The 21,054-nt window shown below is 66.4% G+C and carries 22 protein-coding genes; 15 read left to right on the top strand and 7 right to left on the bottom strand.

The genetic code is table 11. From position 1 onward, the window contains the following. Positions 1-3: 3 nt before the first annotated feature. The 3 genes from ACUH78_RS07410 to ACUH78_RS07400 are packed head-to-tail and all read right to left on the bottom strand — an operon-like array spanning position 4 to position 2,164. Entirely contained in the window at positions 4-585 is a 582-nt protein-coding gene (locus tag ACUH78_RS07410; protein ID WP_418365469.1) for a YggT family protein, read from the bottom strand. A 3-nt stretch (positions 586-588) separates the two neighbouring features. Further along, positions 589-1,413 carry a pyrroline-5-carboxylate reductase gene (gene proC, locus ACUH78_RS07405; protein ID WP_445333035.1) on the bottom strand — a complete coding sequence of 275 codons (825 nt, stop codon included), beginning with the start codon at positions 1,411-1,413 and terminating at the stop codon, positions 589-591. Positions 1,414-1,456: 43 nt separating this feature from the next. Beyond that, positions 1,457-2,164 (bottom strand): YggS family pyridoxal phosphate-dependent enzyme, encoded by a 708-nt coding sequence (locus tag ACUH78_RS07400; protein WP_445333036.1) that lies wholly within the window; start codon positions 2,162-2,164, stop codon positions 1,457-1,459. A gap of 114 nt (positions 2,165-2,278) precedes the next feature. Here ACUH78_RS07400 and ACUH78_RS07395 point away from each other — a divergent pair, with 114 nt between their 5' ends. Beyond that, positions 2,279-3,322 carry a type IV pilus twitching motility protein PilT gene (locus tag ACUH78_RS07395; RefSeq protein ID WP_418365466.1) on the top strand — a complete coding sequence of 348 codons (1,044 nt, stop codon included), beginning with the start codon at positions 2,279-2,281 and terminating at the stop codon, positions 3,320-3,322. A 40-nt stretch (positions 3,323-3,362) separates the two neighbouring features. Next, positions 3,363-4,496: a PilT/PilU family type 4a pilus ATPase gene (locus ACUH78_RS07390; RefSeq protein ID WP_418365465.1), complete on the top strand. Its 1,134-nt coding sequence runs from the start codon at positions 3,363-3,365 to the stop codon at positions 4,494-4,496. A 51-nt stretch (positions 4,497-4,547) separates the two neighbouring features. Here the strand turns inward: ACUH78_RS07390 and ACUH78_RS07385 are convergent, their stop codons facing one another. The 4 genes from ACUH78_RS07385 to argS form a co-directional block, all read right to left on the bottom strand. After that, entirely contained in the window at positions 4,548-4,982 is a 435-nt protein-coding gene (locus ACUH78_RS07385; protein WP_445333037.1) for a PilZ domain-containing protein, read from the bottom strand. Between the two features lie 2 nt (positions 4,983-4,984). Continuing rightward, positions 4,985-5,611, bottom strand: a complete 627-nt coding sequence (locus tag ACUH78_RS07380) for a thiol:disulfide interchange protein DsbA/DsbL (protein ID WP_418365463.1) — start codon at positions 5,609-5,611, stop codon at positions 4,985-4,987. Between the two features lie 93 nt (positions 5,612-5,704). Continuing rightward, the gene (locus ACUH78_RS07375; RefSeq protein ID WP_418365462.1) at positions 5,705-6,301 is read right to left on the bottom strand and encodes an SPOR domain-containing protein; all 597 of its coding nucleotides are present in this window, start codon (positions 6,299-6,301) and stop codon (positions 5,705-5,707) included. 16 nt (positions 6,302-6,317) lie between these two features. Continuing rightward, positions 6,318-8,081: an arginine--tRNA ligase gene (gene argS, locus ACUH78_RS07370; protein ID WP_445333038.1), complete on the bottom strand. Its 1,764-nt coding sequence runs from the start codon at positions 8,079-8,081 to the stop codon at positions 6,318-6,320. Between the two features lie 226 nt (positions 8,082-8,307). Here argS and ubiB point away from each other — a divergent pair, with 226 nt between their 5' ends. The 13 genes from ubiB (at position 8,308) to ACUH78_RS07305 (ending at position 21,042) form a co-directional block, all read left to right on the top strand. Further along, positions 8,308-9,837 (top strand): ubiquinone biosynthesis regulatory protein kinase UbiB, encoded by a 1,530-nt coding sequence (gene ubiB, locus ACUH78_RS07365; protein WP_435750019.1) that lies wholly within the window; start codon positions 8,308-8,310, stop codon positions 9,835-9,837. 4 nt (positions 9,838-9,841) lie between these two features. Then, positions 9,842-10,771 carry an arginase family protein gene (locus tag ACUH78_RS07360; RefSeq protein ID WP_435750018.1) on the top strand — a complete coding sequence of 310 codons (930 nt, stop codon included), beginning with the start codon at positions 9,842-9,844 and terminating at the stop codon, positions 10,769-10,771. Positions 10,772-10,949: 178 nt separating this feature from the next. Continuing rightward, complete coding sequence (locus ACUH78_RS07355) at positions 10,950-12,410, top strand: high affinity choline transporter 1 (protein WP_435750017.1); 1,461 nt, start codon at positions 10,950-10,952, stop codon at positions 12,408-12,410. A 122-nt stretch (positions 12,411-12,532) separates the two neighbouring features. Continuing rightward, on the top strand, positions 12,533-13,549 hold the full coding sequence (gene ubiU / locus ACUH78_RS07350; protein ID WP_418363796.1) for a ubiquinone anaerobic biosynthesis protein UbiU: 1,017 nt from the start codon (positions 12,533-12,535) through the stop codon (positions 13,547-13,549). A gap of 32 nt (positions 13,550-13,581) precedes the next feature. Continuing rightward, positions 13,582-14,493, top strand: a complete 912-nt coding sequence (locus ACUH78_RS07345; RefSeq protein WP_435750016.1) for a U32 family peptidase — start codon at positions 13,582-13,584, stop codon at positions 14,491-14,493. A 34-nt stretch (positions 14,494-14,527) separates the two neighbouring features. Then, the gene (gene ubiT, locus ACUH78_RS07340; protein WP_445333039.1) at positions 14,528-15,061 is read left to right on the top strand and encodes a ubiquinone anaerobic biosynthesis accessory factor UbiT; all 534 of its coding nucleotides are present in this window, start codon (positions 14,528-14,530) and stop codon (positions 15,059-15,061) included. A 158-nt stretch (positions 15,062-15,219) separates the two neighbouring features. Next, positions 15,220-16,179, top strand: a complete 960-nt coding sequence (gene thiL, locus ACUH78_RS07335; protein WP_445333040.1) for a thiamine-phosphate kinase — start codon at positions 15,220-15,222, stop codon at positions 16,177-16,179. Positions 16,180-16,217: 38 nt separating this feature from the next. Then, on the top strand, positions 16,218-16,700 hold the full coding sequence (locus ACUH78_RS07330; RefSeq protein WP_435750013.1) for a phosphatidylglycerophosphatase A family protein: 483 nt from the start codon (positions 16,218-16,220) through the stop codon (positions 16,698-16,700). A gap of 4 nt (positions 16,701-16,704) precedes the next feature. Further along, on the top strand, positions 16,705-17,202 hold the full coding sequence (locus ACUH78_RS07325) for a CinA family protein (protein ID WP_445333041.1): 498 nt from the start codon (positions 16,705-16,707) through the stop codon (positions 17,200-17,202). Between the two features lie 153 nt (positions 17,203-17,355). Beyond that, positions 17,356-18,390, top strand: coding sequence for a recombinase RecA (recA, locus tag ACUH78_RS07320; RefSeq protein ID WP_418363802.1), 1,035 nt, complete (start codon positions 17,356-17,358; stop codon positions 18,388-18,390). Between the two features lie 14 nt (positions 18,391-18,404). Then, a complete protein-coding gene (locus ACUH78_RS07315; RefSeq protein WP_445333042.1) occupies positions 18,405-18,854 on the top strand; it encodes a regulatory protein RecX in 450 nt (149 codons plus the stop codon). Next, positions 18,841-19,563: an LPS export ABC transporter ATP-binding protein gene (lptB, locus tag ACUH78_RS07310; protein ID WP_435750010.1), complete on the top strand. Its 723-nt coding sequence runs from the start codon at positions 18,841-18,843 to the stop codon at positions 19,561-19,563. The genes ACUH78_RS07315 and lptB overlap by 14 nt, the downstream gene beginning before the upstream one ends. A 21-nt stretch (positions 19,564-19,584) precedes the next feature. Beyond that, the gene (locus tag ACUH78_RS07305; protein ID WP_445333043.1) at positions 19,585-21,042 is read left to right on the top strand and encodes an RNA polymerase factor sigma-54; all 1,458 of its coding nucleotides are present in this window, start codon (positions 19,585-19,587) and stop codon (positions 21,040-21,042) included. Positions 21,043-21,054 lie beyond the last annotated feature (12 nt).

Below are 21,054 nucleotides of genomic sequence, written 5' to 3'. Positions count from 1 at the left end.
AGATCAGGCGCCGAACAGCAGGGGCGCGAAGCCGTTGCGCACCCCGGCGAGCACCATCAACACGATCTGCAGCACCAGCAGTAACACCAGCGGAGAGAGGTCGACATTGGCAATGGTCGGAACCACGCGACGGAAGGGACGCAGGAACGGCGCAGCAAGCGAGTGCAGCACCGGTGCCAGCGGCGCGTGCGGGCTCACCCAGGACAGGATCGCCGAGCCGAGCACGACTGCAAACAGCAGGTACACCATCATTCGCAGCAGTTCGATCAGCCCCACGCCCAGCAGACCGGCCAGCACCGACGCGGAATCACCGCTGAAGGCGGCACCATGCAAACTGAGCTCGAAGGCCACCAGCAGCACCTGCACCACCCAGGCCGGCAGCAGGCTGGCCATGTCGAGCCCGAACAGGCCAGGCACGACACGACGCAGCGGACGCACGGCCCAGTCGGTGGTGCTGACCACGAACTGGCCGAGCTGGTTGCGGAAGGATATGCGCTGCCACTGCATGTAGAAGCGCGCCAGCAGCATGAGCGTGATGAAGCTGGCCAGCACGTCAACCACCAGCAACAGGATGTTCGCGAGCATCGCTCAGTCCTTTCCGAGTAATTCACCGAGTTCGCGGCCCCGCGCCTCGGCGGCGCCAACCGCGGCGACCAGCACATCGTGCCAGCCTGCACCAGCCAGATGGGCCAGTGCCGCCTCCGTCGTGCCGCCCTTGGACGTCACCTTCTGGCGCAGCACTGCGGGCGCGTCCGCCGAGCCCGCGGCCAGCTTCGCCGCGCCGAGCACGGTGTCGATCGCCAGCCGGCGCGCGGCCACCTCATCGAAGCCCAGGCGCTGACCCGCAGCTTCCAGCGCCTCGATGAAGTGAAACACATACGCTGGGCCACTACCCGAGATCGCCGTCACCGCATCCATCTGCGCCTCGGTTTCGGCCCACACCGTGCTGCCCACCGCGCTGAGGATGCGCTCGGCGTCCTCACGCCCGGCGGAATCCACCGAGGGATCCGCGTACAGGCCGGTCACACCGGCACCGATTAGCGCGGGGGTGTTGGGCATGCAGCGCACCAGGCGGGTGTACGGGCGCCCTTGCCCCCCCAGCCAGCGGCCGAGGTCGGCCAGGCGCAGGCCGGCGGCGATGCTGATCACGAGTTGCCCGTCGAGGCGCCCCGCGAGCGGAACAAGCGCCAGCTTCATCTGCTGCGGCTTGACTGCGAGCACGACCACATCGCAGTCCAGCGCAGCCTCGTCGAAGGCCGCCACCGCGCGCACGCTGAACCGGCCCTCGAGTACCGCGCACGCCTCGCTGCCGAGTTCCACGACCTGGATGTCTGCAGGCAAGAAGCCACGTTCCAGCATTCCGCCGATGAGGGCAGTGGCCATGTTGCCACCACCGAGGAAGGTAATCTTCATTCAATGACCTCGAGATAAAGTCTGATGTGCGCGCAGGCGCCGATCAGGCCGATGTGACGCCCGCCCGCGTCTGCCGCTCGCCGAAGATCGCGGTGCCGACGCGCACGATGGTCGCCCCTTCGGCAATGGCCGGCTCGATGTCGTGCGACATGCCCATCGAGAGCGTATCGACTTCCAGCCCACCTTTGAGGAGCGCATCACGCAGACTGCGCAGCAAGCCGAAGCGGGCACGCAGAAGTGCCACATCCTCAGTCGGCTCGGGAATGCACATCAGGCCGCGCAAGCGAAGCTGTGGGAGAACGGCAACCGCGTGCGCCAGCTCGATCGCCTGCTCGGGCGCGACGCCGCTCTTGCTGTCCTCACCGCTGACATTGACCTGGACGCACACGTTCAGCGGCGCCAGGTGCACATCGCGCTGTGCGGACAGACGTTCGGCGATCTTCAGCCGGTCGATGCTGTGCACCCAGTCAAAGGCGTTCGCCACCGGCCGCGTCTTGTTGCTCTGCAGCGGACCGATGAAATGCCACTCCAGCCCCATCCCGCGCAGGGCCTCGACCTTGTCCACGCCCTCCTGGACGTAGTTTTCACCGAACACGCGCTGTCCAGCCTCGGCCGCCTCGCGCACCGCTTCGGCCGGCCAGGTCTTGCTGACGGCCATGAGCCGGACATCATCAGTGGAACGTCCGACAGCGTGGGCAGCGGCCGCGACACGGCTGCGGACGGCAAGCAGGCGCTCGGCGATTGTCGTCATGATTCGTGGCCTATTTCCTTGGGGAGCGAAGCGCGAAAAGTATAGCATTGCGCTGTTCGCCCGATTTTCGTTCAACCTGCCCCGCATACGGGGCGCCACTGCGCCGGAAAGACCATGGACATCACCGAACTGCTCGCCTTCGCGGTCAAGAACAAGGCCTCCGACCTCCACCTTTCCGCCGGTCTGCCGCCCATGATCCGCGTACATGGCGATGTCCGGCGCATCAACCTGCCGCCACTCGAGCACAAGGAAGTGCACGGCATGGTGTACGACATCATGAACGACGGGCAGCGCAAGCAGTTCGAGGAAACCTGGGAGTGCGACTTCTCTTTCGCCGTGCCCAACCTCGCCCGCTTCCGCGTCAACGCCTTCAACCAGAATCGCGGTGGCGCAGCCGTCTTCCGTACCATTCCCTCCAAGGTACTTTCGCTTGAAGAACTGAACTGCCCGAAGATCTTCAAGGATATCGCCAGCCAGCCGCGCGGCATCGTGCTCGTCACCGGCCCGACCGGCTCCGGGAAGTCCACTACGCTCGCGGCGATGGTCGATTACGTGAACGAAAACGAGTATGGCCACATCCTCACCGTCGAAGATCCAATCGAATTCGTGCATGAATCGAAGCGCTGCCTGATCAACCAGCGCGAGGTGCACCGCGACACCATGTCCTTCAACAACGCCCTGCGCGCCGCGCTGCGCGAAGACCCGGACGTGGTACTCGTGGGCGAGATGCGCGACCTCGAGACCATCCGCCTCGCGCTCACTGCGGCCGAAACAGGCCACCTCGTTTTCGGCACCCTGCACACCTCGTCGGCAGCAAAGACCATCGACCGTATCGTCGACGTCTTTCCCGCAGCGGAAAAGGACATGGTGCGCTCGATGCTGTCGGAGTCCCTGCGTGCGGTGATCTCGCAGACGCTGCTCAAGACCAAGGATGGCCAGGGCCGGGTGGCGGCGCACGAGATCATGATCGGCACCCCCGCGATCCGCAACCTGATCCGCGAAAACAAGATCGCGCAGATGTACTCTTCGATCCAGACCGGCCAGAACGCGGGTATGCAGACCCTGGACCAGTGCCTCGCCGACCTGGTGCGGCGCAATGTGGTCTCGGCGGCAGAAGCCCGCCACAAGGCGCAGAACAAGGAAAGCTTCGCCGGTTGACCGGCATCCCCCACTCTCCCGCCCGCAGGAGCACAAGCAGATGGAACGCGATCAGGCCCTCAAGTTCATGCACGATCTGCTGCGGCTGATGCTGCAGAAGAACGGTTCCGACCTCTTCATCACCGCGGGCTTTCCGCCCGCGATCAAGATCGACGGCAAGATCATCCCGCAGTCCAACCAGATCCTGCAGCCCCAGCACACTTCCGAACTCGCCCGCGCGGTGATGAACGACCGCCAGGCCGCCGACTTCGAGGCCCACAAGGAGTGCAACTTCGGCATCTCTCCCGCCGGGATCGGGCGCTTCCGCGTAAACGCTTTCGTGCAGCAGGGCCGCGTCGGGCTGGTGCTGCGTACCATTCCGCAGAAGATCCCGAATTTCGAGGAACTGGGGCTGCCGCCGGTGCTCACCGACATCGCGCTCTCCAAGCGCGGGCTGGTGATCTTCGTGGGCGGCACGGGCACCGGCAAGACGACCTCGCTCGCGGCGATGGTCGATTACCGCAACGAAAACACCTACGGCCACATCATCACGGTCGAGGACCCGATCGAGTTCGTGCATCCACACAAGAACTGCATCGTCACCCAGCGCGAGGTCGGCATCGACACCGAGAACTGGGAGGCTGCGCTGAAGAACACCCTGCGCCAGGCCCCGGATGTGATCCTGATGGGCGAAATCCGCGACCGCGAGACCATGGACTATGCGATCGCCTTCGCCGAGACCGGGCACCTGTGTCTGGCGACGCTGCACGCCAACAGCGCCAACCAGGCGATCGACCGGATCATCAACTTCTTCCCGGAAGACCGCCGCACGCAGCTGCTGATGGACCTGTCGCTGAACCTGCGCGCGATGATCTCGCAGCGCCTGCTGCCGGTGAAGGATCGCAAGGGCCGGGTGCCCGCGGTCGAGGTACTGCTCAACTCGCCGCTGATTTCCGACCTGATCTTCAAGGGTAACGTCCCCGAGATCAAGGACATCATGAAGCGCTCCCGCGAGCTCGGCATGCAGACCTTCGACCAGTCGCTGTTCCAGCTCTACGAGGACGAACTCATCACCTACGAAGATGCACTGCGCAACGCCGACTCGATCAACGACCTGCGCCTGCAGATCAAGCTGAACAGCCGGCACGGCGAACCCATCGCCGACGGCGCGCTGAGCAATCTCGGCCTGATCTGAGCTCACCCATCCCCAGGCGGGCGTCGAGGGACGCACGCCCGGGAAATGCGCTCAGATCAGCGACGGACCGGCGACGATCGCCGCAGCATCCTTTTCGCTGATGCGCACACTGGCGTTCATGATCACCAGCGCGATGAGCCAGTCGCGAAGGCGCTCGGCGCCACGAACTTCCAACTCCACGAAGCGGCAGCCGATCTGCCCGGCCGACTCGGTGCAGTTCATCGGCTCGGCGCGACCACGGATCCGGTCCGGAACGCCTTCGCGTTCGAGCACGAACTCGAACACACTGCCGGAACCGAGCGGAACGTCGGCTCCGATCGAGAAACCCTCGATCGAGATGTCGCGCAGTGCCGTGCGCTGATCACCCGAGCGCAGCCAGATGTACGGGACACCACGACGGGAGGCGATGAAGCGCTGTATGCGCCGCCGCTCACCCCCCTCCATGGCCGCGAGAGCCGGCGCGTGCGCGTGCGCGTTCGCCCCCACCCTCAGCCGCGCTCCTGGCGCACTCTGGCGATGAGTTGATCGGCCACCTTGAGAGTGTTCTCATGGCTACCGGTCATTGATGCCGAGGTCAGGTACTTGCCGCCGACGACGATCGCCGGCACGCCCTGGATCTTCATCGCGCGTGCGAGCTGATCCGAGCGCTGCACCAAGGAGCCGACGCCGAAGGACTTGTAGGTTTCCATGAACTTCGCGGGGTCGGCGACCTTGCCGGTGACGAACTCTCTGACCTGCTCCTCGTTGAAGAGGGGGCGCTTCTCGTCCTGAACCGCTGCAAATACGGTCGAATGGACCGTATCGAGTTCCCCTGCGATCTCGGCGGTGTAATACAGCCGTGCCAGCCCGGCAAGCTGGGCATTGTTCCAGACCGCGGGCACGACACGCAGGACCACATCCTCGGCGAGCGTCTTCTTCCACGCCGAGACCAGCGGATCGAAGTCCCTGCAGTGCGGGCAACCGTAGTGGAAGAACTCGTACACTTCGATCTTCGAGGGGTCGTCACCCGGCTGTGCCGGGTCCAGAACCTGGAAGGGGTCGGCCGCCCCCGCCAGGCCTGCATAGGGCAGCGCAAGGGTCAGACCGGCAAGCTTGAGGGCATCACGACGATTCATGCAGAACTCCGTTGGCTAGGTATGGGGCTGTTGATCCGGCCTTGCTCTGACGCGGCGGACGGCCGGTTGTTCCGCACCGCGCGGCCTCCACGCTCAGGGGTTGCGGCTGACCGAAGCGTTGAATCCGGCCTCGGCCAGGCGGGCCCGCATCGGGTTCATGTCTTCGGGAGTGGCAAACGGTCCCACGCGCACGCGATGCACGACCCGCCCATCGGAAAGCTGGGCACGCTGCGCGCTGGCCTCGATGCCCGACAGCGCAAGGCGGGCCTTGAGGTTGTCGGCTTCGCTCGGATTTTCGAAGGCGCCAACCTGGAGATAGAGCCGCACAGGCGACGGCTGCACGGGCTGCGGCACGGCCTCGACCACGGGCACGGGCTGCACTGCGACCTGCCCGGGTGCGGGCACATTGTCGCCCTGCGGAAGAATGCGATAGAAATCGAAGTCCTGCTTCGCGACCGGCCGGTCTCCCGGCTTTCCGGGCAGCGCGGCAGGCCCGCCCTGCGATGGCGCCTCCACACGCGGCACGGTAGGTGCCGGCTGAAAGGGGTTCGAACGGGTGAAATACCACGCAGCCCCCGCAGCGATCATCGCTCCGAGCACCAGCCCGATGAAGATGCCGATGAGCGTACCCCCCGCGCTTCGGGCGGGCGGGCGCGCGGGCTTGCGGACGGGCTTTCGATCACGACTCACGAGCACTCTCCGTGGCTTACATCGACTCGGGCGCGGATACGCCCAGCATCTTCAGTCCGGTGACCAGCACCTGGCGTACCGCGGCGGCGAGCGCAAGGCGGGCGAGCTTGAGTGCCTCGTCCTCGACCAGCATGCGCTCGGCGTTGTACCAGCTGTGGAAGTCGCCAGCTAGATCCTTGAGATAGAAGGCGACCTGATGCGGCGCGTAGTCGGCAGCGGCGTTCTGCACCAGTTCGGTGAAGCTCGCCAGGCGCGCGCACAGGGCGAGCTCGCGCTCGTTCTGCAACAGGCCGAGATCGGCCTCGGCCAGTTCGACAGTCTCCCCGCCCCACTGGCTGAGCACCGAGCACACCCGGGCGTGAGCGTACTGCACGTAGTACACCGGGTTCTCGTTGCTCTGGCTCTTGGCGAGGTCGAGGTCGAAGTCCAGGTGCTGGTCGGACTTGCGCAGCACGTAAAAGAAGCGGCACGCATCATTGCCGACTTCCTTGCGCAGTTCACGCAGGGTGACGAACTCGCCCGAGCGCGTGGACATCGAGGTCTTCTGACCGTTGCGGTACAGCACCGCGAACTGCACCAGCGCCACCTCGAGCTTTTCCGGCGGCAGGCCGAGCGCGGCGATAGCGCCCTTCACGCGCGGGATGTAGCCGTGGTGGTCGGCGCCCCAGATGTCGATGATGCGGTCGAAGCCGCGCTCGTACTTGTTGAGGTGGTAGGCGATGTCGGAGGCGAAATAGGTGTACAAGCCGTTCTCGCGCTGCACGACGCGGTCCTTCTCGTCGCCGAAGGCGGTGGAGCGGAACCACTTGGCGCCGTCCTGCAGGTAGATGTGGCCCTGCTTCTCAAGTTGGGCGACCGCGCGCTCGACCAGGCCGGTGTCGAACAGGCTCTGCTCCGAGAACCACTTGTCGAAGCGCACGCCGAACTCCTGCAGGTCCTCGCGACCGTCTCCCAGTTGCTCGTTGAGTGCGAAGCCGTGCACCCAGGGGTAGTCCTCGCCGAGCAGTTTCTTGGCGTTGGCGATCAGCGCGTCGAGGTGCTCCTCGCGTTGCTGCTTGGCCTCATCGTCCTTGCGCTCGATCGGCGGCAGGCCAGGCGTGCCCGCGAGCACCTGCTCGACCGTTACCTTCGCAAAGCGGTCCTGATGGGCGTCGCGCATGTCGCGCCCCATGTCGATCACGTAATCGCCCTGATAGGCGTTGGGCGGGAAAGGAATCTCGACACCGAAGAAGGCGAGATAACGCAGCCAGGTCGACAGCGCCAGGATGTCCATCTGGCGGCCGGCGTCATTGACGTAATACTCACGCGTGACGTCGTAGCCGGCAAACGCCAGCACGTCCGACAGCGAGGCACCGTAGGCCGCACCACGGCCATGGCCGACGTGCAGCGGTCCGGTCGGGTTGGCGGAGACGAACTCGACCTGCACCTTGACGCCCTTGGCAGCGCCGCGGCCGAAATCCACACCCTTGCCCAGCACCTCGCGCACGATCGCGGTCTTGGCATCGGCTGCCAGGGTGAAGTTGATGAAGCCCGCACCGGCAACCTCGGCCTTCTCGACCAGCGTCGAGGACGGCAACTCTGCCAGCAACAGGTTGGCGAGTTCGCGCGGATTGCGCTTGAGCGGCTTGGCCAGCTGCAGCGCGAGGTTGGTGGCGAAATCACCGTGGCTGGCCTGTTTCGGGCGCTCCAGCAGGATCGGGGTATCGACCTGATCGGGCGCTACGCTCTTCAGCGCGGTTTTCAGCAGATCGGTCAGAAGGACTTTGGGGTCGGCGCTCATGGCACTCGGATTGAATTCGAAACGGCGGATTATAGCGGAACGGAAAGCCCCGCCCCGGCGAGGATGTGAGCGCGCTTTGCAGGCCAGACGCACAGCACGCGCCCCCGGAGGGTGCCAACCCCGCAGGAGCGGGGGGCGGTACGGTCGGGCGAGCACTTGGGCGCGCGTTCCATCCACGCCACTTTCGGGCTAAAGTCCGCGGTTTGCATCTGTCCGGCTTTCCACCGTGCGCATCTTCCGTCTCGTCAAGATTGTTTCCGTCAGCCTTCGCTTTGGCCTCGACCGCATGGTGCTCGACGCCGACAGCAGCGGCCGGCTGGCACACGTGTGGCACAAGGTCTTCTTCTGGCGGACATTCACCGAATCGCGCGGCGCGCGTCTGCGCCAGGCGCTGGAGTCGCTCGGGCCCATCTTCGTGAAATTCGGCCAGATGCTGTCGACCCGGCGCGACCTGCTGCCCCCCGACCTCGCCGACGAACTTGCCCTGTTGCAGGACCGCGTACCCCCCTTTCCCACCGAGCAGGCGCTGGAAGTCCTCGAAGGCTTCTACGGCAAGCCGATCGACGAGGTGTTCGACGACTTCGAACGCACCCCGGTCGCCTCGGCCTCGGTGGCGCAGGTGCATTTCGCCCGCCTTCCGGACGGCACCGACGTCGCGGTCAAGGTGCTTCGCCCCGGCATCGAACGCGTCATCGAGCACGACCTCGCGCTGCTCGAGGTTGCCGCCGTGCTGCTGGAGCGTATCTGGCCCGAAGGCCGGCGCCTGAAGCCGCGCGAGGTGGTCGCCGAATTCAGCAAGTACCTGCACGACGAACTCGACCTGATGCGCGAGGCGGCCAACTGCTCGCAGCTGCGGCGCAACTTCACCGATTCGTCGCTGCTGATCGTGCCCGAGGTCTATTGGGACTGGTGCGGCCGCAAGGTCATGGTGATGGAGCGCATGCGCGGCGTGCCGATCTCGCAGACGCCAGCACTGCTCGCCCAGGGCACCGACCTGAAGGCTCTGTCGCGCGCAGGCGTGGAGATCTTTTTCACCCAGGTGTTCCGCGACGGCTTCTTCCACGCCGACATGCACCCGGGCAACATCTTCGTGCATCAGGACGGGCGCTACATCGCGCTCGACTTCGGCATCATGGGAACGCTGAACGAGGAGGACAAGAACTACCTCGCGCAGAACTTCCTCGCCTTCTTCAAGCGCGACTACCGTCGCGTGGCGCTCGCCCACATCGAGGCTGGCTGGGTGCCGGCCAAGACACGGGTAGACGAATTCGAAGCGGCGATTCGCACCGTATGCGAGCCGATCTTCGACAAGCCCTTGAAGGACATTTCCTTCGGCAAGACCCTGCTACGCCTGTTCCAGACCGCGCGCCGCTTCGAGATGGAAGTACAGCCGCAGCTCGTGCTGCTGCAGAAGACCCTGCTCAACATCGAGGGTCTCGGCCGTCAGCTCGATCCCGAGCTCGACCTGTGGAAGACTGCCAAGCCCTTCCTCGAGCGCTGGATGGACGAGCGCATGGGTGTGCGCGCCCTGGTGCGCGGCATGAAGGAGGAAGCCCCGGCCTGGGCCGGTACGCTGCCGCAGCTGCCCCGCCTCGTGCATCAGGCGCTGACCGAGTCACAGCGTCATCAGACTGCACAACAGCAGCGACTCGAAGAACTCGCAGCGAACCAGCGCATGCATGGCCGCCTGCTGCTGCTCGTGGGCGCAGCCGCGATGGCCCTGCTCGGCCTGGAGCTCCACCGCCTCTTCGGCTGACCGCATGCACACAGCCCAGCCGAGCGCACCCCCACCGGTCCGGCTCATCGGCGCAGCTTCGGCCCTGGGCGCGCCGCACCCGGGCAGCGCAGACGCACCTGCCGCGCTGCTGCGATCCGGCCTGGTGCGCCGATGCGCCGAACTCGGCCTCGCCCTGGAAACTGCCCTCGTGCTCGCCCCCGAAATGTCCCCGAGCGAAAACGCTGGCGAAGGCACCACGATGAGCGCACGCCTCGCCACCAACGCGCGCTTCGCAGCCCGCCTTGCCGATGCACTCGCAGCGGCACCCGCAACGGCGCGCACATTCGTCCTCGGTGGCGACCATGCGATTGCGGCCGGCAGCTGGCGCGGACTCGGACGGCAGGCCGGCCTGGCGCCGGGCCTGCTGTGGGTGGACGCCCACCTCGACAGCCACACCGAGACCACGACGCACTCCGGCAACATCCACGGCATGCCGCTCGCAGCACTGCTGGGTGCAGGCCCGGCCGCACTGGCCGGGATCGAGGGCCCCACCCTCGACCCCGCCCGCACCTGCATCTTCGGCGCGCGGGCCTGGGAAGCGGAGGAACACAGCCTGCTTGAACGCCTTGGCGTGCGCGTTTTCGCGGCGAACGAGATCCACGCACGCGGGTTTCAGACCTGCTTCACGGAGGCGCTCGGCATCGTGCGCGCCGACCGGCGTGCGGGGTTCGGCCTGAGCCTGGACCTGGATGCGCTCGACCCGCAACACTTCCCGGCAGTGACCTGCCCCGAGCCCAACGGCCTCGAGCCGCTAGCGCTGGAGGCGGCGCTGCACACACTGCGCAATTGCGCCGGCTTCCGCATGCTGGAGATTGTCGAATACCGCCCCGACCTCGATGTGGACGGACGCTGCGCGATCTGGATTGCCCGTCTCGCGGCAGCCGCGCTCGTGAGCGGCACCCCGCACACCTGATGTGGCCTGCGCGACGACCCCGGTCGCGCGTTGCGTCGACGCAATAATTCACGGCCGATCAAGCCCTTGGAGGGGAATTCGCCGCCCCCGCAGCAGCATTCTGTTGCTACACTCCGCCCTCTTTTCGCTTGCCACCCTGCTCATCGCGCGCGGATGCGCCATCACGAAGGGCCTAATCATGCTGCTCTGGCTTGTCGTCGCTTATCTCGTCGTTTCCATCGCCATCGGCCTGTATGCCGCCACCCGGGTGCACAACGCTCGTGACTACATCACCGCAGGCCGCAACCTGCCGATGTTCGTCGTGCTCGCGATGGTGTTCGCCACCTGGTTCGGCGCCGAGACGGTGCTCGGCATCTCGGCGACCTTTCTGGAGGAAGGCTTCCGTGGCCTGATCTCCGACCCGCTCGGTGCCTCGGTGTGCCTGGTGCTGTTCGGCCTCGTCTTCGCCCGCCCGCTGTACCGCATGAACCTGCTCACGCTGGGCGATTTCTTCCGCATGCGTTACAACCGCACGACCGAACTGGTGCTCTCGATCTGCATCGTGCTGTCCTATCTCGGCTGGGTGGCGGCGCAGATCACAGCCCTCGGCCTCGTGTTCAACGTGCTGTCGAGCGACCTGGTGAGCATGAACCAGGGCATGCTGATCGGCGCCGGCGTGGTGCTGGTCTACACCCTGTTCGGCGGCATGTGGTCGGTCGCGATGACCACCTTCGTGCAGATGATCGTGATCGTCATCGGCCTCGTCTGGGTCACCTGGATGGCGGGCGACATGGCAGGCGGCTTTGACAACGTGCTTTCCAAGGCCGCAGCCGAGGGCAAGTTCGACTTCCTGCCCTCCCTCGACATGGTCGACATGATTGCGTGGATCGCCGCCTTCGCCACCATGGCGCTGGGCTCGATTCCGCAGCAGGACGTGTTCCAGCGCGTGAACTCCTCCAAGAACGAAGCCGTCGCGGTGTGGGGCACCACGCTCGGCGGGGCGAGCTACTTCTTCTTCGCCGCCGTGCCGCTGTTCCTCGCCTACACCGCCAACATCATCGACCCGGCCATGGTCGAGCGCCTGATGGAGCAGGACTCGCAGCTCATCCTGCCGACGCTGATCCTGCAGTACATGCCCTTCTACGCGCAGGTGATCTTCTTCGGCGCGCTGCTCTCGGTGATCATGAGCACCGCGTCCGGCACCCTGCTCGCACCCTCGGTGACCTTCTCGGAGAACGTACTGCGCGGCTTCATCCCCGGCATGAGCGACCGCGCCTTCCTGCTCAGCACGCGCATCACCGTGATCGTGTTCACCGCACTCGTCACCTGGTACGCGACGAGCACCGAATCATCGATCCACGAGATGGTCGAGAACGCCTACCGCGTGACCCTGGCCGGCGCCTTCGTACCGCTGGCGGCCGGGCTGTTCTGGAAGCGCGCCAACAACCTCGGCGCGGCGCTGGCAGTCATCCTCGGTCTTTCGACCTGGATCCTGTTCGAACTGTTCGTTCCCGAAGGCGACATCGAACCTCAGTTGTACGGTCTGGCCGCGAGCGCGCTCGGCATGCTGGCAGGCGGCCTGCTCGGGCCGAAGCAACACCATCGCCCGCACATGGGCGGGCGCCACGCGGCAGCGGGGACCTACCACACCCCGCGCTGAACGGCGCCCCCCGAGACGGGCAACAAATCCAGCCGGCCGCCCCGCGTTTGACGGTAATCAACGCGCGAGCGGCCGGCCTCGTATATGGTTGCGGCGTTTTTTCCCTTGGAAATCCGCCTGCCATGACCGCGTCTTCCCCGATCGAGCTCGTCTGCCCCGCAGGCAGTCTGCCGGCCCTCAAGACCGCCGTCGACCACGGTGCCGACTGCGTGTACCTCGGCTTCAAGGATGCCACCAACGCGCGCAACTTCACCGGCCTCAACTTCGATCCGCCGCAGATGCGCGAGGGCATCGCATACGCCCACGCTCGTGGCAAGAAGGTGCTGCTGGCCCTCAACACCTACCCGCAAACCAGCAACTGGTCGAGCTGGACCCAGGCAGTGGACCGCGCAGCCGAGTTCGGACTCGACGCACTGATTCTCGCCGACCCCGGGCTGATGGCCTATGCGGCCAAGACCCACCCGCACGTGCGCCTGCACCTGTCGGTACAAGGCTCGGCCACCAGCTACGAGGCGATCAATTACTACCACGAGCGCTTCGGCATCCAGCGCGCAGTGCTGCCGCGCGTGCTGTCGATGGCCCAGGTCGAGAGCGTGGTCGCCAACACCCCGGTCGAGATCGAGATCTTCGGTTTCGGCGGACTGTGCGTGATGGTCGAGGGCCGCTGCGCGCTATCGGCCTATGCCACGGGCGAGTCCCCGAACTGCAATGGCGCCTGCTCGCCGGGCAAGCACGTGCGCTGGGAAGACACCCCGCGCGGGATGGAAACGCGCCTCAACGGCATCCTGATCGACCGCTTCGCCGAAGGTGAGCGCGCAGGCTACCCGACGCTGTGCAAGGGCCGCTTCGAGGTCAATGACGAGACCTACTACGCACTTGAAGAGCCGACGAGCCTGAACACCCTCGAGCTGTTGCCCGAACTTGCCCGCATCGGCATCCGCGCGATCAAGATCGAGGGCCGCCAGCGCAGCCCTGCCTATGTCGCCCAGGTGACCAAGGTATGGCGCGCCGCGCTCGACAAGCTCAAGACCGGAGGCGCGGAGAACTTCAGCGTTCTGCCCGCCTGGATGGCCGAACTCAACAAGGTCTCCGAAGGCCAGAGCCACACCCTGGGCGCCTACTACCGCCCGTGGAAGTGAGCCCCGCCCCTACCCCAACGAGAACACCCCTCATGAAACTCGCCCTCGGCCCCCTGCTCTACTACTGGCCGCACCAGAGCGTGCTCGATTTCTACGCCGACATGGCCGAAGCGCCGGTCGACAGCGTCTATCTCGGCGAGACCGTGTGCTCGCGCCGCCATGAACTGCGCCTGGAGGACTGGATTGAAGTCGGCAAGGTGCTTTCCGCTGCTGGCAAGGAAGTGGTGATGAGCACCCAGGGTCTGATCGAGTCCGAGTCCGACCTCAAGGTGCTGCGCCGCATCGTGCGCCAGAGCGCCGAAGGCGACCCCGGCTTCCGCGTCGAAGCCAACGACATGGGCGCGGTGCGCCTGCTCGTCGAAGCCGGCGTGCGAAACTGGATCGCCGGCCCCACGCTGAACATCTTCAACCCCGGCACGCTGCAACTGATGATCGACTCCGGCGCCACACGCTGGGCGGTCGCCCCCGAAATGTCAGGCGCAGCCCTCGCCGAAGTGCGCGCAGCGCTCGCTGCGCCGGTCGAGACCGAAGTCTTCGCCTATGGCCGCCTGCCGCTGGCGCACTCGGCGCGCTGCTTCACCGCACGCCACTTCAACCTGCAGAAGGACACCTGCGAGTTCCGCTGCCTGTCGATCATGGACGGCATCACCCTGCGCACACGCGAAGGCGAATCCTTCCTGACCCTGAACGGCGTGCAGACGCAATCGGCGCGGGTGCACAACCTGCTCGGCGACCTGCCCGCAGTGGGGCAGAACGCCGAAGTGCTGCGCATCAGCCCGCAGGGCGCGAACACGCGCAGCATTGTCGAAATCTTTCGCGCTGTGGTCGACGGTAAGCGCGCACCCGCCGACGCACTCGCCGCAAGCCGCGAATGGATGGTCGAGGAGCCCTGCAACGGGTTCTGGCATGGCCGCGCCGGGGTGGAACAATACGTCGCCGCCTGACTCAGCCTGCCTAGCCCTGCAACGGAGCCCGAACATGCCCGCCCTGCCCTCGCTTCCCCGCCCGCCCCTGCCCGCCGAGCTCCTGCCCGGCAGCCTCCGCCAGCGCATCGGTGAGCGCCTGGAGAACTTCCGCGTCCCGGACTTCAAGGTGCCCGCCACGCTCGCGAAGCTGGTGTCGCGCCTGCCCCAGCAACCGCCCACCCACGTGCTGACGCTGGCCCTGAACCTCGCGCTCGGTCGCATTCTGCCGCGCGAGACGCTGGCGCCGCTCACCGGACACCACCTGCAGATGCGGGTGCTCGACGCCGGCCTCACGCTCGATTTCACGCTGGACGAGAGAGGTTTCCGCCGCGTCACGCCCACGCCCGGCAACAAGCCGGCGCTGATCATCTCCGCGACCACCCGCGACTTCATGGCGCTGGCGCTACGCGAGGAAGACCCGGACACCCTGTTCTTCAGCCGCCGCCTGCGCATGGAGGGCGACACCGACCTCGGCCTGCTGGCCAAGAACACTCTGGACGCAGTCGACTGGGACGCGCTGAAGGCGAAGCTCACCGGTCGACGCTGAATCCACGCATCCGCCCCGCGGTCGTAGCCGCCGGGCACCCACCCCGAAGCCTCCGCCGCATACCGATGCGCCGGGGGCTTCGCACATACAGCGACTGCGTTAAAGTAGGCGTCCGCCCCGCCCCCCTGCGTTCCGCGCGCACGCCGGCCCGCATCACGATGCCTTCCGAATTCGACCTGATCCGACGCCACTTCACCCGCACGCCCCGCCACACCGTGCTCGCCGTCGGCGACGACGCCGCCCTGCTGCAGCCCCGCGCAGGCATGCAGCTCGCCGTCTCGACCGACATGCTGGTCGCCGGCACGCACTTCTTCGCCGACACCGACGCCTGCGACCTGGGCTGGAAGGCCCTGGCGGTCAATGTGTCCGACCTCGCCGCCATGGGCGCAGAGCCGCGCTGGGCGTTCCTCGCGCTCGCGCTGCCGGCGCCGGACGAAGACTGGATCGCGGCCTTCGCCGAGGGCTTCTTCGCGTGTGCGGAGCGCTTCGGCGTTGACCTCGCCGGTGGCGACACCACCCGCGGGCCGCTCACGCTGTCGGTTACCATCGCCGGCGAGGTCCCGCCCGGATCAGCCATCACCCGCACCGGCGCGCAAGCTGGCGACGAACTCTGGGTGTCTGGCCAGCCCGGCCTGGCCGCACTCGGGCTGGCCGCCCTGCGGGGCGAAGCGACCCTGGCCGGGGCCGCACGCACACGCTGCCTGCAGGCGCTGCAGCGTCCGCAGCCGCGCGTGGGGCTCGGAAAAGCGCTGCGGGGGATCGCCTCCGCAATGCTGGATGTTTCAGACGGGCTGCTCGGCGACCTTGGCCACATCCTGGACGGCTCGCAAGTCGGCGCCATCCTCGAAGCCGGGGCGCTTCCCACCGCGGCGCTGCGCGCCACCGCGACCCCCGAGGCGACCTGGCACCGCTGCCTGCTCGCCGGCGGGGACGATTACGAGTTGCTCTTCAGCGCCCCGCCCGAACGACGCGGCCAGGTCGAGGCGCTGTCACAGGCGCTGCACTTGCCGCTGCACCGCATCGGCACGCTGAATCCCGAAGCCGGAACCCTGAAGCTGCGCGAACACAATGGCACGCTGGTGCACCTGACGCGCAGCGGCTACGATCACTTCCGCTGACCCTGCTGCCCACACCCGACCCGAGAGAATCCGCCCCGATGCGCCCCACCCTCCGCCTGATGATGAGCCACCCAGCCCACTTCATCTCCCTGGGCTTCGGCTCCGGCCTGTCGCCCTGGGCCCCGGGGACGGCCGGCACACTGCTCGCCTGGCTTCTCTACCCGCTCCTCCGCACACCGGTGTCCGAGTTCGTCTTCCTCGCGCTGCTCGCGAGCTTCTTCGTCGCAGGCGTGCTCGCAGCCGAGCGCACCGGCAAGGCCCTGGGCGTACCGGACCATGGCGGCATCGTGTGGGATGAGATGGTGGCCACCTGGCTGGTGCTGATGTTCGTCCCTGGCACCCTCGCATGGCAGGCGGTGGCCGTCGGACTGTTCCGCGCCTTCGACATTCTCAAGCCGCCGCCGGTGCGCTGGGCGGACCACAGCTTCAAAGGCGGCTTCGGGGTCATGCTCGACGACCTCTTCGCCGCAGGGTACACACTGCTCGCGGTGGCCGCGCTGGTCGCCCTCTTCGGCGCCTGAGCCCATGAACGACAGCGAGCTTGATACGCTGGCGTGTGCAGCCGGTGCGGCACTTGCGGGGCGCGGGTGGTGCATGGCCACGGCCGAGTCCTGCACTGGGGGCTGGATCGCCGAAGCCGTCACGGCCATCAGCGGCAGCTCCGCCTGGTTCGACCGCGGCTTCGTGACTTATTCCAACGCTGCCAAGATCGACATGCTGGGCGTGTCCCCAGCCACCCTCACCGCACACGGCGCCGTAAGCGAGACCACGGCACTCGAGATGGTGGCCGGCGCACTCGAACGCAGTCTGGCAGACATCGCGGTGGCGGTCTCCGGCATCGCCGGACCGAGCGGCGGCACCCCCGACAAGCCCGTCGGCCTGGTGTGCCTGGCGTGGGCCACGCGCAACGTGCCGGCGCGCGCGCTCACCCTGCGTTTCGCGGGCGACCGCTACGCCGTGCGTCGGCAAACCGTTCTGCGCGCCCTGCAGGGTATCGTTGAGCTCGCCTCGCCCGCCGATTGAATCACGGCCTGCCTCCAACTGCTTGCAGCCGTCCAGGGCTTCACGTATTTACTGTACTCCCATACAGGCCTTACACTGATGGCGGCGGCACGGCAGACCGCAGGCCTGCAATCTTTGTGCCATAATTCGCTCAACCAGACAGGACGCACTCCAATGGACGACAACAAGGCCAAGGCTCTCGCCGCAGCGCTCTCGCAGATCGAGAAGCAGTTCGGCAAGGGCTCGATCATGCGCATGGGCGACGGCAACGTCGAGCGCGATATCCAGACCGTCTCCACCGGGTCCCTCGGGCTCGACATCGCACTCGGCCTCGGCGGCCTGCCGCGCGGTCGGGTGGTCGAAATCTACGGCCCCGAATCTTCCGGCAAAACCACGCTCACGCTGCAGGTCATCGCCGAGATGCAGAAGCTCGGGGGCACCGCAGCCTTCATCGACGCCGAGCACGCGCTCGACGTCGGCTACGCCGAGAAGCTCGGCGTCAACATCGAAGATCTGCTGATCTCGCAGCCCGACACCGGCGAGCAGGCGCTGGAAATCGCCGACATGCTGGTGCGCTCGGGCGGCGTGGACATCGTGGTGGTCGACTCGGTCGCCGCGCTCACGCCCAAGGCCGAGATCGAAGGCGAGATGGGCGACCAACTCCCCGGCCTGCAGGCCCGCCTGATGTCGCAAGCGCTGCGCAAACTCACCGCAAACATCAAGCGCACCAATACCCTGGTCATCTTCATCAACCAGATCCGCATGAAGATCGGTGTGATGTTCGGCAGCCCGGAGACGACCACCGGCGGCAACGCGCTCAAGTTCTATGCCTCGGTGCGCATGGACATCCGCCGCACCGGTACGATCAAGAAGGGCGACGAAGTGGTCGGGTCCGAGACCCGCGTCAAGGTGGTCAAGAACAAGGTCTCGCCACCATTCAAGGAAGCGCACTTCGACATCCTCTACGGCGAGGGCATCTCACGCGAGGGCGAGATCATCGACCTCGGCGTGGAGCGCAAGATCGTCGACAAGTCCGGCGCCTGGTACGCATACAACGGCGACAAGATCGGCCAGGGCAAAGACAACTCGCGCGAGTTCCTGCGCAACAATCCCGCGCTCGCACGCGAGATCGAGAACAAGGTCCGCGCCGCGGTCGGCCTGCCCGAGATGGCGCCTGCCAGCCCGGCTTCCGCCCCTGCCGAGGCCTGAGCGGAGCCGCGCACATGGGCGAGCCGAGCCTGCGCGAGCGCGCGCTTCGCCACCTCGCCCGCCGCGACCACTCGCGTGCCGAGTTGGCGCGCAAGCTCGCCTCGCATGGCGAGCACGACGAGATCCAGGCCGTGATCGCGCGCATGGGCGAACTCGGCCTGCAGTCCGACAGCCGCTATGCCGAAGCCTTCGTGCGCGGCAAGTCGGCCCGCTTCGGCGAGACACGGCTGCGCAGGGAGCTCACACTGCGCGGAATCGACCGTGATCTGATCGACGCTGCGCTCGCGACCGAGTGCGTAGAATCGGAGCTCGACCGTGCTCGCAGCGTGCTGCGCGGCCGATTTTCCACGCCGCCCAGCGAGACCCGTGAATGGGCCCGCCAGGCGCGCTTCCTGCAAACCCGGGGCTTTGCACCCGAACTGATCCGCAAGCTGCTGAAAGAGCCCCACGATGAGTCTGCTTAAGGTCGCAGGACTGCAAAAGCGCTACAAGGCGCGCACCGTGGTGCACGACGTTGGCTTCGAGGTCGGCTCGGGCGAGGTGGTCGGCCTGCTCGGACCCAACGGCGCAGGCAAGACCACCTGCTTCTACATGATCGTCGGCCTCGTGCGCGCAGACGGCGGGCAGATCACCCTGGACGGGAAGGATCTGACCCATCTGCCGATCCACGCCCGCGCACGCCTGGGCCTTTCCTACCTGCCGCAGGAGATGAGCGTCTTCCGCAAACTCACCGTGGCCGAGAACATCCAGGCGGTGCTCGAGTTGCAGGGGCTGGACAAGCGCAATGTCAGCGAGCGGCTCGAAGAGCTGCTGATCGAACTCGGCATCCACCACCTGCGCGACAGCACCGCGATCTCGCTGTCGGGCGGCGAGCGCCGCCGCTGCGAGATCGCCCGTGCGCTGGCCACCGATCCGCGCCTGATCCTGCTCGACGAACCCTTCGCCGGCGTGGACCCGATCGCGGTCATCGACATCCAGAAGATCATCCGCTTCCTGAAGGAGCGCGGCATCGGCGTGCTGATCACCGACCACAACGTACGCGAGACGCTCGGTATCTGCGATCGCGCCTACATCATCAGCGAAGGCCGTGTGCTCGCCAGTGGCGCACCGACCGAGATCATCGAGAACGAGCAGGTGCGCCAGGTCTACCTTGGCGAGCACTTCCGGCTCTGACTGCGCGCCCCTCCTCACGCCATGAAGCCCAGTCTCCAGCTCAAGCTCTCGCAGCACCTCACACTGACGCCGCAACTGCAGCAGTCGATCAAGCTGCTGCAGCTATCGACGATCGAGCTGAATCAGGAGATCGAGCGCTTCCTGCTGGACAACCCGATGCTCGAGCGCGAGGAGGGCGAAGGCGAGTTCCTGCCCGCCGCCGCAAGCACGCCCAGCGAACAATCCCACCAGGAAGCGCCGCAGGGCGAAGGCCCCGCCGAGTCCGGCAGCGAGGCCCTGCAGCATGAAGGCGGAGAGGGCAGCAGCGAGGATGAAGGCATCGACTGGTCCAGCGTGGGCACCGGGGCCTCCAGCCGCAGCGAGGACGATGAGGACGTCGATTATCAAGAGTTTCAGGCCGCCGGCATCGCGCTGCGCGACCACCTCGATCAGCAGATCGCCCTGTCGCCGCTGTCGGATCACGACCGCGCACTGGTGCGATTCATCGTCGAGGCGCTGGACGATGACGGCTATCTGCATCAGCCGCTCGAGGAACTGCTCGAACTGCTGCCGCCCGAATCGGGCATCGAACTCGAAGACCTGAGCATTGCCCTGCACCACGTGCAAAACCTCGAACCAGCGGGCATCGGCGCGCGCTCGCCGCAGGAGTGTCTTGCGCTGCAGTTGCGCACACTGCCCGAGTGCGCGACGCGAGCACTCGCCCTCGAGGTCGCCACCAAGCACCTGGAACTGCTCGCCGAACGCAACTTCGCCAAACTGAAGAAGCTCACCGGCTCGGACGACGAAGCGCTGCGCGCAGCGCACGCACTGATCTGCAGCCTCGACCCGCACCCCGGCTCGCGCTATTCCACCAGCGAGACGCGCTATGTGCTGCCCGACGTGGTCGTACGCAAGGTGCGCGGGCGCTGGTCGGTCAGTCTCAACCAGGACGCCATGCCGCGCCTGCGCATCAACCGCCTGTACGCCAGCCTGCTGCAGCAGAACCGCGCCCAGGGCGGCGGACTGGGCGGCCAGCTGCAGGAGGCACGCTGGCTGATCCGCAACGTGCAGCAACGCTTCGACACCATCCTCCGCGTTTCCCAGGCCATCGTTGACCAGCAGCGGCAGTTCTTCGATCATGGCCCTGTGGCCATGCGCCCGCTCACGCTGCGGGAGATCGCCGACCAGCTTGAACTGCACGAGTCGACCATTTCGCGCGTGACCACGCAAAAGTACATGGCGACACCGCGCGGCGTATTCGAGCTCAAGTATTTCTTCGGCAGTCATGTCGCCACCGACACCGGTGGGGCGGCCTCTTCCACGGCGATTCGCGCGCTGATTCGCCAGTTGGTGGAAGCCGAAGACAGCAAGAAACCGCTGTCCGACGCCAAGATTGCCGAGATTCTAGGCCAGCAGGGTATCGTGGTCGCACGGCGCACCATCGCCAAGTATCGCGAATCCCTCAATATCCCGCCGGTCAGCATGCGCAAATCCATCTGACAACCACAGGAG

The organism is Thauera sp. ZXT1-4, from assembly GCF_052598215.2.
This window is presented reverse-complemented; position numbering and strand designations above follow the sequence as displayed.